Annotated in this window: 12 protein-coding genes; all 12 read right to left on the minus strand. The window is 62.4% G+C overall.

Going from position 1 to position 12,411, the window contains the following annotated elements; genetic code table 11:
* Nucleotide 1 precedes the first annotated feature (1 nt).
* Complete coding sequence (locus tag ACIOVB_RS06045; RefSeq protein WP_401265781.1) at nt 2-1,852, minus strand: secretin N-terminal domain-containing protein; 1,851 nt, start codon at nt 1,850-1,852, stop codon at nt 2-4.
* Nucleotides 1,849-2,367, minus strand: coding sequence for a hypothetical protein (locus ACIOVB_RS06050; protein WP_401265782.1), 519 nt, complete (start codon nt 2,365-2,367; stop codon nt 1,849-1,851). The genes ACIOVB_RS06045 and ACIOVB_RS06050 overlap by 4 nt, the downstream gene beginning before the upstream one ends.
* Nucleotides 2,367-2,915 carry a GspMb/PilO family protein gene (locus ACIOVB_RS06055; RefSeq protein WP_401265785.1) on the minus strand — a complete coding sequence of 183 codons (549 nt, stop codon included), beginning with the start codon at nt 2,913-2,915 and terminating at the stop codon, nt 2,367-2,369. The genes ACIOVB_RS06050 and ACIOVB_RS06055 overlap by 1 nt, the downstream gene beginning before the upstream one ends.
* The gene (locus ACIOVB_RS06060) at nt 2,902-3,447 is read right to left on the minus strand and encodes a PilN domain-containing protein (protein ID WP_187677005.1); all 546 of its coding nucleotides are present in this window, start codon (nt 3,445-3,447) and stop codon (nt 2,902-2,904) included. The genes ACIOVB_RS06055 and ACIOVB_RS06060 overlap by 14 nt, the downstream gene beginning before the upstream one ends.
* 1 nt (nt 3,448) lies before the next feature.
* Nucleotides 3,449-4,252 (minus strand): hypothetical protein, encoded by an 804-nt coding sequence (locus tag ACIOVB_RS06065; RefSeq protein WP_401265787.1) that lies wholly within the window; start codon nt 4,250-4,252, stop codon nt 3,449-3,451.
* On the minus strand, nt 4,233-5,939 hold the full coding sequence (locus ACIOVB_RS06070) for a GspE/PulE family protein (protein WP_401265789.1): 1,707 nt from the start codon (nt 5,937-5,939) through the stop codon (nt 4,233-4,235). Before ACIOVB_RS06070 ends, ACIOVB_RS06065 begins: the two co-directional genes overlap by 20 nt.
* Nucleotides 5,940-6,020: 81 nt before the next feature.
* Nucleotides 6,021-6,551, minus strand: a complete 531-nt coding sequence (locus tag ACIOVB_RS06075) for a response regulator (protein ID WP_187677002.1) — start codon at nt 6,549-6,551, stop codon at nt 6,021-6,023.
* Nucleotides 6,552-6,772: 221 nt separating this feature from the next.
* Nucleotides 6,773-7,534 carry a SurA N-terminal domain-containing protein gene (locus tag ACIOVB_RS06080; protein ID WP_187677001.1) on the minus strand — a complete coding sequence of 254 codons (762 nt, stop codon included), beginning with the start codon at nt 7,532-7,534 and terminating at the stop codon, nt 6,773-6,775.
* Between the two features lie 15 nt (nt 7,535-7,549).
* Entirely contained in the window at nt 7,550-9,100 is a 1,551-nt protein-coding gene (locus ACIOVB_RS06085; RefSeq protein WP_401265793.1) for an ABC transporter substrate-binding protein, read from the minus strand.
* A 9-nt stretch (nt 9,101-9,109) separates the two neighbouring features.
* The gene (locus ACIOVB_RS06090) at nt 9,110-9,742 is read right to left on the minus strand and encodes an SCO family protein (protein ID WP_401265794.1); all 633 of its coding nucleotides are present in this window, start codon (nt 9,740-9,742) and stop codon (nt 9,110-9,112) included.
* Nucleotides 9,739-10,392: an SCO family protein gene (locus ACIOVB_RS06095; protein WP_401265797.1), complete on the minus strand. Its 654-nt coding sequence runs from the start codon at nt 10,390-10,392 to the stop codon at nt 9,739-9,741. The genes ACIOVB_RS06090 and ACIOVB_RS06095 overlap by 4 nt, the downstream gene beginning before the upstream one ends.
* A 27-nt stretch (nt 10,393-10,419) precedes the next feature.
* On the minus strand, nt 10,420-12,342 hold the full coding sequence (locus tag ACIOVB_RS06100) for a YncE family protein (protein WP_401265800.1): 1,923 nt from the start codon (nt 12,340-12,342) through the stop codon (nt 10,420-10,422).
* Between the last annotated feature and the right edge of the window lie 69 nt (nt 12,343-12,411).

Consider the following 12,411-nt stretch of genomic DNA (forward strand, 5'->3'; position numbering starts at 1 on the left):
ATCAAGGCTTCTCGACGGTGACACGGGTGGTCGCCACGGCCGAACTACCGACTGCGCGAGGCTGCACAACAGGCGCTGGCGCGGAGTAGGTCTGCATCGAGCGGTCCGGGGCCTGAATGTGCATGCTGGTTTCGGTGCCGGTAGAGAACTCCATGTCCGACGGGCTCTGATACGGCAGGTTGCGCACGATCCGTGGGGTGATCGACAGCACCAGTTCGGACTTGCCGACGGTGTCCTTGTTGCTGCCGAACAGCCGGCCGATGCCAGGTATGTCGCCAAGACCCGGAATCTTGTTGCCGGTGGCGCCGTGGTCATTGCGCATCAGGCCGGCGAGGATCTGGGTTTCGCCGTCATGCAGGCGCAGCGAGGTCTGCGCGTTGCGGGTGTCGACCTGTACCGGGATCGTGCCCTGGCGGGTCGGTTCCAGCGGCGTGGCGTTACTCACTTCCAGGGCAATCTTGATCGCCACTTCGTTGTTCAAATGCACGGTCGGTTGCACTTCGAGTTTCAGACCGACATCCAGATACGTGACGCTTTCAGTGATCACCGGGCCTTGGGTTGAAGGCACTGAGGTGGCGCTGATGATCGGCACGCGCTGACCGATGTGGATGCGCGCCTGCTCACGGTTGCTGACCCGAATCACGGGGCTGGCGAGGGTGTTGATGTCGTTGTCCTGCGCGTTGATCTTGGCCTGTGGCGATGGCGAGATGCTGATGCGGCTGGAGTTGATGCCTTTGAGTTGATCAAGCAGGGTCACCGCCGAACCGTCGCTGTTGACCACACCAAAGGTGTTCGGCCATTGCAGGCCAAGGTCGAGAATGCGCTGGGTGGCGACTTCCATCACTTCCACTTCCAGCACCACTTCGGGGTTGGACTGGTCTTGCGATTGCAGGAGTTTTTCCGCCATGCGCACGGCGTCTTCGGTGTCGCGCATGGTCAGGGTGTTGAGGCGTTCGTCGACGAACACGTCGCGGGTCTTGAGCATGGTTTTGACCATGTTCAACGCGGTGTTGGCATCGATGCTGGTCAGGTAGAAGGTGCGCATCACCAGCTCTTGATAGTCCTTGAGCTTCTGTGGCGAATCCGGGTAGATCAGCAGCGTGTTTTCGTTCACCACTTTCTGGTGCAACTGGTTCTGTTGCAGCAACAGTGTCACCGCGTCTTCGATGCGCACGTCACGCACGAAGATCGTCGCTTTCATGTCCGGGCGCAGGTCTTTGTCGAAGATGAAATTCAGGCCGGCGACCTGCGACAGCACTTCGAAAATGGTTTTGAGGTTGGCTTCGCGAAACTCCAGGGTTACCGGGCGGTCGAGCTTGGTGCGCAGTTGCGGATACGGGATCACGTTGCGGCTCTGCACCAGGCGAATGTTGCCTTGCAGCTCCAGCGCACCTTCGTTGGTCGGGTCGAGTTCGAGGATCTGTTTGACCTGGCGGTCGGCACCGTAGATGTCACCCCGGCGCAAGTCGCCACGGGCCAGTTCAAGCTTCTCGTCCATGCTGCGCAGGTAGTCGAGTTGGCGCAGGGCATCCTGGGCGCGGCGGTTGTTCGGCTCGATGGTCAACACGCGGTTGTAGGCGGTGCGCGCCGAGGCGAAATCGCGGCGTGAGCGGTCGGTGTCACCGGAGGTCAGCAATGCAGTGATCGCCTTGGCCCGGCCGCTGTTGAGCAGCAGGTGCAACTCGGTGTCGCGAGGATCCTCGCGCAAGCCTTCCTCGACCCGGGCCAGCCCGGCCTCGTATTGGCCCTGCTCGATCAGGTCGGCAGCTTCCTTGTTGGCCACCTGCGCAGAACTGCACGCGGCCAGCCCGGCGCAGAGGCCCAGGCTCATCAGTAAAAGGGATCTGTTCATTGCGTACTCCCCACAGACAAGGTCTGCGACAAATGCAAAGGCAGGTAGACCAGACTCAATTCCAGTTCGGAAATGCCGGTGATCTTCCAGGTGTCGTCGATCACATCCCCGTTGCGCACGACGTAGATCTTTTCGCCGCTCTGCAAAAACACTTGCAGGTCGCTGCGGTCATGCAGCTTGCCGACGAACTGAAACGGCACCGGTGGCAGGCTCGGGGCAGGCACCACCGGGGTTGGCGTAATCGCTTGTTCAGTGACCGTGGCCAGGGTTGGCGCGGCCTTCCAGCTCTTGGTGGCGAACAGATCACCGGCCGGGCTCAAGTCCTTGATCGGCGCCGCTTTGACTTTGCCGCTGCTGGCCGGCAACGCACCACGGCTGGCGCTTTTTGCAGGCGTCGCTACGGCCACTTCAGCCGAATCGGCGTCTTCGCTCGGCGAGAGAAATTCCGGCAACCAGGCCAGCGCCGCCGCCACGCCGAAGAACGCCACCCAACCTGTCACGCGCTTGGTATTCATCACGACCTCGACAGGTAAAGGGTCATACGGATCCGGCCGTTGAGGTCGGTGTCGCCAATCTTCTTGCGTTGAAACTCGACGTCTTCCACCACCACCGCCGGCAACTGGCCGAGCAAGGCGTGCAGGAAGCGGCGCAGTTGCGGATAGCTGCCGCGTACCGGCAGCAGAATCTGGTAGCGCGCCAGATGGGTTTTCGGATCGACGCCGAGGGCGTATTCACCGCGTGCCAGGGTGATGTGTTCCTGGGCGGCGAGCGCGTAGATGCGGTCGATGGCCACGGTGGCTTGCGGCTGCGCCGGCAGCTTGTTGCGGAAATCGTCGAGCTGACGCTGTGGCACCACCGGCGGCGCGATGCTGCCGTCCTCCACCTTGGCCAGATACTCGCTGGCTTCCTGAGTCTGCTGGCTCAGGTGCTGCAACGATTGCCAGCCCGGCAGCAAGCCGCCCAGCGCCCAGATCAGCGCGATCAACAACAGCGCCAGCCCGGCCAGACCCGGCAGGCCAAGGCCTTGCAGGTATTCGTGGACGATCAGTCTAGGGATTCGCATCGCCAATCTCCCAAGTCGCCGACAGGTTGAATTGCACCGGTTGTTCCGGCGACTTGACGACAATTTCGTGGCTCAGCAGCGACACGTCGGACAGCTCGTCGCTGGCTTCCAGACGCTTGTGGAAAGCCAGCATCGCTGGCAGATCCCGCGCTTCGGCGCTGATGCGTAATTGGCCCTTGCGCGCATCCGGGGTCAGGGTCAGCAGCGCGATGTCCTCGCGGGGCATGGCCTCAAGCATGGCGAACAGGCGTTCCCACGGGCGGCGCAGTTGCTGCGAGACCTTGCGCATTTCCGCAAGGTTTTGCGCTTGCTCACGGGTTTCGGCCGGGCTCAAGGTGCTTTTGCTGGCGCTGTCGCCGGTGAGCTGGCGTTGTGTGGTTTGCAAATGACCTTGCTGTTGTTCGGCCTGGGCATCGAGGTGCTGTTGCACGCCGAAGCACAGCAGCGCCAGCAACGCGCCGCCGCCGAGCAGGCTCCAACCCAACAGGCCGGAGCGTGGACGTGGCTGAAAGTCGAGGTTGAGGGCGCGCATGTCAGGCCACCGCCTGGGACATGACGTACAAGCCGTCACGCACGGTCATCGAGTCGTCTTCAAGGGTGCGCAGTTGCACCCCGGCCACGTCCGGATGCGCATCGAGGCGCGCCGGGGCATGCAGATAAACGTTGAAGGCGCGTTCGCTGGTCGACGCCTGCAACTGCCGTTCGCGACCGATCAAGGCACTGAGCGCTGCATCGCTGTCGCTGCCACCCGCCGAGCGCACGCCGGCCCAACGCCCTTCCCGGGCCAGCAGCAACACGCTGCGTTGCGGCTCGGCGACCACGAAGAGGAAGTCGCCGGCGTCGAGGCTTTTGTCGAAACGGTTGAACGCCGTCATCAGGTATGGCTGCACCGAGCGCAGGCGCACACCACGGCCGCTGACCAGTGCCCGCAGGCGATCGAGCAAGTCTTGCGGCAAGGCGCTGGCGATGCGGTCGTACCCGGCAGGCTCGGCAGACAACACCAGAGTCCAGGCCTGCGTCGGCACGCCGAACAGGTCTTCAAAGCACAGTTGGGCGAAGCCCCTCAGCTCATCCGGGCTGCTGATTTGCGTGCTCCACGGCACCAGACAGAAACGGCTGAAGTGGCCGGAGATCACCACGCTCAATTCGGCACCGGCGCGGGCGTGTTCACCGAGCAGACGGTCGAGGGTGTCCAGCGCCACCGCGTAGCTCTGGAAGCCTTCGTCGATGTAACCGACGCTGCCCAGCCACAGGGTTTCACTGCCCCGCCGCTGCCCCAGGCCAACACCGCTGGCGCCGAGCACGGCGACAAAATGTTCACGAGATAAAAGTGACACGATTGATCTCCTCCAGCGTGGTGCGACCTTGTTCCACCAGCTCCAGCGCCGATTCGCGCAGCAGGCGCAAACCACGGGCACAGGCCAGGGCTTTGATTTTTGTGATGGGTTGACGCTCGACGATCATCTGCCGCAGCTCGTCGTCCAGGTGCAGCAACTCGGCAATCGCCGTGCGCCCGCGATAACCGCTGCCCCGGCAGTGGCCGCAGCCTTTGCCGTGAACGAAGTGGTAGTGGTCGACTTTCTGCGGGTCGAGGCCCGAGGCGCGCAGTTCTTCATCGCTGGGGTTGACCGGCGCGCTGCAACTGCTGCACACCAGCCGAATCAGGCGTTGGGCGAGGATCGCGTTGAGCGCCGAGACCAGGCTGTAGGGGTCGATTTCCATCTGGGTGAAGCGGCCGATCACGTCGAAGACGTTGTTGGCGTGGATGGTGGTGAACACCAGGTGCCCGGTCAGTGCCGATTGCACGGCGATCTGCGCGGTGTCCGGGTCGCGGATTTCGCCGACCATGATCTTGTCAGGGTCGTGACGCAGGATCGAGCGCAGCCCCCGGGCGAAGGTCAGGCCTTTTTTCTCGTTGACCGGGATTTGCAGCACCCCCGGCAACTGATATTCGACCGGGTCTTCGATGGTGATGATCTTGTCCACGCCGTGGTTGATCTCGGTGATCATCGCGTAGAGCGTGGTGGTCTTGCCGCTGCCGGTCGGGCCGGTCACCAGGACCATGCCGTAGGGTTCGGCGGCGAGGCGCCGTAACTGGCGCAGCGTCTCGTCTTCAAAGCCCAGCGCTTGCAGTTGCACGCCGCAGACCTTGTCGGCCAGATCCTGTTTGTCGAGCACCCGCAGCACCGCGTCTTCGCCGAAGATGCTCGGCATGATCGATACCCGGAAGTCGATCTGCCGGCCACTGATGCCGATCTTGAAGCGACCGTCCTGCGGTACGCGTTTCTCGCCGATATCCAGTTCGGCCATGACTTTGACCCGCGAGATCACCTGTTCGGCAAACTCGGCGCCCTGGACTTTGCTGATGTTGTTGAGCACGCCGTCGATGCGGTACTTGATCACCAGACCGTGGCCGGTAGTACCGAGGTGGATGTCGCTGGCGTGCATTTTCAGCGCGTCGTAGAGGGTCGAGTTGACCAGCTTCACCACGCTGCTGGCGTCTTCGCTGATGCTGGTCAGCGACAGGCTTTGCAGGGTGTCGATCTCGCTGTGGGTGTCGCCCTGGGCGTTCAGCGACTCGACGGCGTGGAAGCTCTCTTCGTGGCGTGCCAGGTAGGCCTTGAGGTCGTCTGCGTGTACCAGATGCAGCGGCGCGCCGTGCAGGCAATCGTCGATCCAGGCCAGCCGCGCCGAATCAAAGGGGTCGGCAAACACGCCGATGACTTCGTCGTTGTGGCGCAGCAGGATGAACTCACGTTTGAGGCATTGTGCGAGGGTGACCCGGTCGAATACCGGCGTCGATTGAAACAGGCTGTCGGTGTCGAGCACCGGGTAATGCAGGGTGGCGCCGAGGCAATCAATGAACGGCATCGGCGCCAGTTCGCACAGCACGCCGAGCGCATCCAGTACGCGTTCCCCGGAACTGGCGGCCCGCGCCCGGGCCTGGGCCAACTGCTCACTGGAAAAGCGTTGCGGTGCGCTTTCCACCACCAGCGGTTCGACGACAACGGACAGACGTTCCATGGTTTGCTCTCCAACCGGGGCTTAAAGCCCTGTCGGCGCGACAAACCCTGGCGGCAAATGCCGGAACGTCTGATCGCGCCACTACTCCCCGGTGAGCATTTGATCGTCGTCCGGTGCCTTGGATGGCGACTGTCGTCGTCGATCCGCCAGCACCCAACTGCCATCGTATAACTGCAACGGGAAGCTCTCGGTCCTGCTCTGGCGTCGTTCGACGAAACCCTCGGAAGGGTTCGCACCGGGTTTCGCTTCGCGCTTGAACCCCAGAAGGTCGCAGACAGCTCGGGCCAGTTCCGCCAATGGAAACGGTTTGAACAGGATGTGGCTGACTTCCAGTTGCCGTGCCCGCTCACAAACTTCAGCGGTCGGGTGACCCGTTATCAGCACAAAATGACACGCCCTGTTCTGGCGGACCGCGTCGAGCACCTCAAAGCCTTCCATATCGGGCAAGCGGTAATCGAACACCAACACGTCGGGGGCAAACGTTTCGGCTGAACCGATACCCGTCGCTCCGTCATGTGCAATCCGGACGTCCAGCCCCTGCGCCGACAGATAATCCTGAAGATTCTGTGCAAGCAGCTGTTCGTCTTCGACAACCAGTACTTTGTTAACCAAGGTCGACTCCTTGAAACCCGCAAGTCCGAAAACTGAACCCGCTGGAGTGCGCCTTACCATGGGTAACGCACACTTCATGCCAGGCTGAGTGCCGGTAAATTTTAGTCTTCATGTCCTTGAATTTCATGACAATGCCCGCTCGTCCCGGTACCCCGTTCCCCAAAAACGGGGAAGCACCTGAATGGGCATCGAAGCCATTCCCCACTAATGGGGGGGAACCTTCAATCGTCGTCAATTCGTTCGATCCTGTTCTGCGCCCGCAATTGCGCGAGCACTTGGCGACGAGCCTGGGTCTGTTGCTGTCGGGCAAACTCGCCCGTGACTGCTTCCAGCCCCTCTGATTGTGGGACATCGCTCGCCTCCAACTGGTTCTGCAAATAAATCAGATGCCAACCAAACGGTGATCGCACCGCACCGCTGGCAAACCCCGAAGCGCTGATGATAGACGCTCGCATCTGATTTAAGCGTAGACGTGCCTGAGCCTGCGTGGCGGCATCGGCGTTCGGCGCGACTTTGATCAAGACGTGCCTCGTCTGGGTGAACCGCTGCCGGATCAGGTCGGCGAACATCTGCTGCGCGGCCAGTTCGCGACGCATGTACTCGACGTACGAGGCTTCATCGAAACCCGCCTCCTGCAAACGCCGGTTGAAGTTCTCGGTGCCGCCGATTGTAGTGCGAGTCTGTTCGACCTGTCGGCGCACGCTTTGCTCGTCAATCACCACGCCACGTTTGCGCGATTCCTGCCACAGCAGCTCTTTGTCGATCAGCGCATCGAGCGCGGCCTGACGCAGCTGTTTATAGGCTTTGGGATTGCGAATGCTCGCCACCGCGCGGCCCTGATCTTCCAGGTACTCGGCGAAGAACCGCTCAAGGCGAAACTCGGAGATTTCCTCGCCATTGACCCGCGCAGCCGCTGGCCCATTGTTGGCCAAGGCTACGGGCAACCAGCATGTCAGCAACAGCATTAACGTTCTGAGCTTCATGATCAGAGCCTCCGTTCAGGGGCTGGCAACAATCGGTTTATAGGGTGCAACCAGATAAAAGCGCTGATCCGGTAAATCCACCGTGACGACATGCGCGCCGCTCAACCCCAGGCGTCGTCCGGGGCCGAAATTGAGGCGCGGGGTCAGACCGGTGTCGAAGTCGTGCAGGCCTTCCAGCGCGGCCACCAGCTTTTCGCGGCTGGCATCGCGTCCGGCCTGTTTCATGCCTTCGCTGAGCAGCAACATCGAGGCGTAGGCGCCGACCTGCAGCACTGCGTGCTGAGCGCCAAGGCCTTGATGCTCGCGCAGCAAAGTCAGGGCCATGCGTCCGCTCTGGGTCCAGTCGCTCGGTACGAACGGATAGGCGAGGAACACCCGCCGGGAAAAGCCGTCCGGCACCTGCATCAGATCCCCGGCCACCTGGCTCGATGCGGCGAACAGGTACGGCACCTGCCCGGCACTTTGCAAGCGTGTGGCCAGGCGGCTGAAGCCAGCGCCGCTGCCCAGATAGAAGACTGAACGCGAGCCCAACGGCAGCGCATCCGCCGCCGGGTCATAGACGTGTACCTGGACGTTCTGCCAGCCGTGACCCTGCAAATACTGACCCAGGGTTTGCGCCGCTTGCGTCTGCGTGGGGTCGTCGGCACAGGCAATCAGCGTCGGCCCTTGCAGCACGCGCAGGCTAGCCGTGGCGTAATCGGCCAGGGCAATCAGTTGCTCGCGCAATCCGGGCAACGGTTCGAAAATCTGCGCACTGGCCTGCACCGAGCCGAGCAGCGACAACGGCCCGATCAGCGGCACGCCGGCCTGCTCCAAACGGGTTGCCAACGCGCTGTCGAGGGCCGGCGCCAGCGGCGCGATCAGGGCGAACACCTGTTCCTGCTCGATCAGTCGCTGCAACGCCTGTTCGGCACTGGCGCGATCCGGGCCGGGGTCGATCACCGTCAGGCGCAACTGCCGGCCATGAATGCCGCCCGCCTGATTGATCCGCGCGACACTGCCGTTGAGCACCGCCGCCACCGTGGCGCCCTCCTCGGCTAACGGTCCTTGGCTGGGCAGTAACGTACCGAGGCGCAAGGTCTCGGTATCGAGACCGGGGTCGCGCTCATCGGCCAGGCGTTTAAGGTAGGCGGTGAGGTTGCGCTGATCCTTCATCGACAGCAGAAAGCGCGGCATGCTCGGGTCGAGACGGTTGTTGCCGGGGTCACGTCCCTGCTGAATCACCCTCGCCACGCTGCTGTCGGTGTAGGCCGGATAGTGGCGGCCGTTGACCTGTTGCTGGCCATAACTGCTGGTCAGCCGCGACCAGTTCAACGCCGGCGGACGCACCCCGCCTTCGGGCCGGCCGAGGCCATCGGCGCCGTGGCAGTTACTGCACGGCAGGCTGGTGGCCGGCAGCAACACATCCGCCGCGCCGACCCGAGCCATGATCGCCTCGCCACTGGCCGACAGACCTTCGCGGTACAGGCGCTTGCCCGCCGCTTCTTCGGGCGTCAGCGGCAGCGCCGTCGCGCCAAAGCTGACGCTGGCGAGCAGGAACAGGGCGAGAACGCGGCAGCGCTTCATGGTGCGTGCTCAGCGGCCAGCCACGGGCATTGTCAGCAACTGCAAGCGCTGGGCAATGGCAGCGGCCGGGGCATCGGGGCGGATTTTGCTCCAGCGTTTGTTGGCGACATCGCCGACGATCAACTGCGTGGAGTGTTGTTCCGGTGTCGGAATGATCTGGCCGATACGGCTCAACACCAGGTCCATCTGCGCCTTGTCGCCGGTAAGAAAAAGCCAATGAGGGTCATCGGAACCCTGCTTCAAGGTGTAAGCCTTGAGCACCGCCGGCGTGTCGCGCAGCGGGTCACTGGTAAGGGAAATAAAGGTGATGTCCTGAGCCTTGTCACCCAGCAACTCGCGCACTTCCTTGAGTTTGCGGGTAATCAACGGGCAGGCATCGTTGCAACTGGTGAAAATCACGTTGAGCAGCACCACGCGGTTTTGCAGCGCGTCGCTATAGAAGCGCAGGGTTTCACCGTTCTGATCCTGCAACGGCGTATCGGTGAACCAGGTTTTAGCGTCGCGGGTGCCTGTGGCCGGTGCCGCCGCAACGCTTTCAGTTGCGGTGGCAGAAGCCTCGGGAGCATGGCCTTCGTGGGCAACGGCGACGTTGCCGAAAATGCACAAGCACGCGGTCAGGGAAATCCAGTCGAGGGCTCTCATGGCTGTTGCTCCATGGCAATGGCGGTGTGTTTGGCGTGGGTGCGCAGGCCGCTGAGCTTTTCCACTTCCTTGGACAGCAGCGCCGGATCGGTGAAGCCGTAATAGCGGGTCCAGTGGCGGCTATCGCCGTCGCCGACGAGGATCAGCGGTTGATGATTCTTCAAGTCGCCGCTGAAACTGCCCAGCCCCTTGAGGGTTTCGGTGATCGATTGAGACGAGCCGGTCAACCAGCTCCAGCCCGGGCCGCGCTGGAAGGCGCGGGCGTATTCCTGCAAGCGTTTCGGGTCATCGCGTTGCGGATCAACGCTGATCGACACCAGTTGCACTTCGGTGCCGACCCGTGCGCCCAGCTGCTTTTGCACCTTGCCCATGATCGAAGAAACCACTGGGCACACCGTGGTGCAACTGGTGTAGATGAAGCTCATGACAACGATTTTGCCCTGCACCAGATCCTGCTCCAGGCGCACGGTTTTGCCGTTTTGATCGAGCAACGAGACGTTGGCGAATTTGACTTGAGCGTTTTCCTGCGAGTTGCTGGGGACGGCTGCTTTGTGCCCGGCATGTTCGTCGGCTGAATGGGCCTGAGCCTGGTGAATGCCCACGCTCAGCAGGCACAGGGTCAACAGGCCACGGGATGCAAATCGGTTCATGTCGAAATTCCTCTTCATGAGAACGGATCAACGCGTCTGGCCCGGGGCTACCCGAACACTGGCAAAGGTCTTGTCATCGAAACCGGCACCCAGCGATGCCGCACGCACATGCAGGTACCAGGCGCCGCTGCGATCAAGGGTCACCGGCGCTTCGTACACGCCATCGGCGACTTCTCGTGCCGCCACTTCGCGGGGGTGCGAGGTCGGTGCGAGGAAGTAGCGCAACTGCACGTCTTTCACGCCGCTGCGCTGGACTTTCTGCTTGCCCTGAACGATGCGAAAACGCACCACGTAGGGGTCATTGAGCGCCACGGCAGTCTTGTCGAGCAGGAACTCGACCTTCGGCTGCCCGAGGTGTTTTGCCACCGTGCCATCGGCTTCGATTTGCGCCGTGAAGCAGTGAATGATGTTCGGTTGATTGAGCAGGAACGCCACGTCGAAACGCCCCGCTGGCGGCAGTTTCACCCGCGCGCTGTACAGCCCCGGCGACACTTCGCGCAGGCTGCGGTCGATGACCATGGCCGCCCGCGCAATCTGCCCCCGGTTGGGGTAACCGGACATTGGCGCGTTCATGCCTTCGGCGTAGAAATAGGTGGTGTTGTCCACCGGGTTGACCACGAACACTGCGTTGTCATCGCGCGATACCGCCAGGCTTGAGGCCAGCGGCAAATCCCCGGCCATGCGCGGCGGTTGGGGGCCAGCTTGAAAACCCTGGCTGATCGGCTGGCGGCCTTCACCGAGCGAGGCCAGATTGATCATGGTGACCTTCGGCGAGGCCAGTCCGCGCACGTAGGCATAGGCCTTGGTGAACACCACTTGATAGGGTTCGGCGGACACGTCGAGGTCGTGGATCGCCGAGTCGTTGGCCGCGTCGATGATCGAGGCGCGGTTTTCCACGGTGTTGAGCACTACGCCGAAGCGGCCGTCAGCGCTGAAACCCATCGGGCCGAGGCCTTGCTGGAGCGGGATAACCCGGCGCACGGCATGGCTGTTGCCGTCAATCACGGTCACGGTGCCGTCCTTGCCATCGGCCACGTAAACCGCGCCGGACAATGGCGAGTACGCGACCGACAGCGGGCTGGAGCCGGTTTTGACTTGCTTGAGGATGTTCAGGCTGGCGATATCCACCACGCTCACGGTGCCGTCGTCACGGTTGCTGACAAAGGCAAAACGGCTGTCCTTGCTGAAGCTGATTTCGTGATGGCCACGGCCGGTGGCCAGATGCTTGAGGGTTTTGAGGCTCTGAGTGTCGATCACCGTCACCCCGGACTCTTCGGCCTTGCTCGCGTTGTTGCCGACCCACAGCAGACGTTCGTCCGGTTGCAGTGCCACGCGCACCGGTTGGCTGCCAGCGGCAATCGAGTCGAGGACTTTGAATTGTTCGCTGTCGATCACCGCCACTTCGCCGGCCGTGGGCATCGACACGAATACGCGTTTGTTGTCTTTGGGCGTGACCCAGTCCATCGGCGGTTGCTTGAGTTCGATCCGCGCCATGGTGCTGGTGATGCCGCCGACCGACACCGAGGGATCGACCACGGCAATGCTCGCGTCGCGGTTCATCACCAACAGGTAATAACTGTTGAGATCGAGCAGTGGCCGCGCGCCGATGTTGGATTTGAGGAACACCCCGACCCGGGATTTGCAGCTTTTTTCGCGACCCTGGGCCAGATCGGCGGCGACGGTTTCAGGGTCGACCCACGCCCCCGGCGCCACACCGGACAACGGCTGGCCGGAGGCGCTGTCGGTGATGCGGAACTGCACGTCGGCGAACTCGCCTTCACGCAGTTTGCCGTCAGCGGCCAGCGGCTGGAGCTTGAAGTCCACCGCCACGCCATCGCGTTTCAGCACCTGGCCGGTCTCGGGTTGCGCCAGCGCCATTTCGCTGAGCGTGAGCAACGCCCCCGCGACTGTCAGCAGACAAACTCCCGTGATGTTGATGATCCTGTTCATACCGCACTCCCCTTCAAATCCAATCCAGACGATACGGTTCCTGTAGGAGCGAGCCTGCTCGCGATGGCA

Source organism: Pseudomonas sp. NPDC087639 (genome assembly GCF_044743385.1).
Classification (GTDB): Bacteria; Pseudomonadota; Gammaproteobacteria; order Pseudomonadales; family Pseudomonadaceae; genus Aquipseudomonas.

What these genes read in the sequence shown, in the direction of transcription:
- ACIOVB_RS06060 (WP_187677005.1), bottom strand. Translation starts at nt 3,447, where the DNA reads ATGCGCGCCCTCAACCTCGACTTTCAGCCACGTCCACGCTCCGGCCTG.
- ACIOVB_RS06095 (WP_401265797.1), bottom strand. Translation starts at nt 10,392, where the DNA reads ATGAACCGATTTGCATCCCGTGGCCTGTTGACCCTGTGCCTGCTGAGC.
- ACIOVB_RS06050 (WP_401265782.1), bottom strand. Translation starts at nt 2,367, where the DNA reads ATGAATACCAAGCGCGTGACAGGTTGGGTGGCGTTCTTCGGCGTGGCG.
- ACIOVB_RS06045 (WP_401265781.1), bottom strand. Translation starts at nt 1,852, where the DNA reads ATGAACAGATCCCTTTTACTGATGAGCCTGGGCCTCTGCGCCGGGCTG.
- ACIOVB_RS06100 (WP_401265800.1), bottom strand. Translation starts at nt 12,342, where the DNA reads ATGAACAGGATCATCAACATCACGGGAGTTTGTCTGCTGACAGTCGCG.
- ACIOVB_RS06070 (WP_401265789.1), bottom strand. Translation starts at nt 5,939, where the DNA reads ATGGAACGTCTGTCCGTTGTCGTCGAACCGCTGGTGGTGGAAAGCGCA.
- ACIOVB_RS06080 (WP_187677001.1), bottom strand. Translation starts at nt 7,534, where the DNA reads ATGAAGCTCAGAACGTTAATGCTGTTGCTGACATGCTGGTTGCCCGTA.
- ACIOVB_RS06090 (WP_401265794.1), bottom strand. Translation starts at nt 9,742, where the DNA reads ATGAGAGCCCTCGACTGGATTTCCCTGACCGCGTGCTTGTGCATTTTC.
- ACIOVB_RS06085 (WP_401265793.1), bottom strand. Translation starts at nt 9,100, where the DNA reads ATGAAGCGCTGCCGCGTTCTCGCCCTGTTCCTGCTCGCCAGCGTCAGC.
- ACIOVB_RS06055 (WP_401265785.1), bottom strand. Translation starts at nt 2,915, where the DNA reads ATGCGAATCCCTAGACTGATCGTCCACGAATACCTGCAAGGCCTTGGC.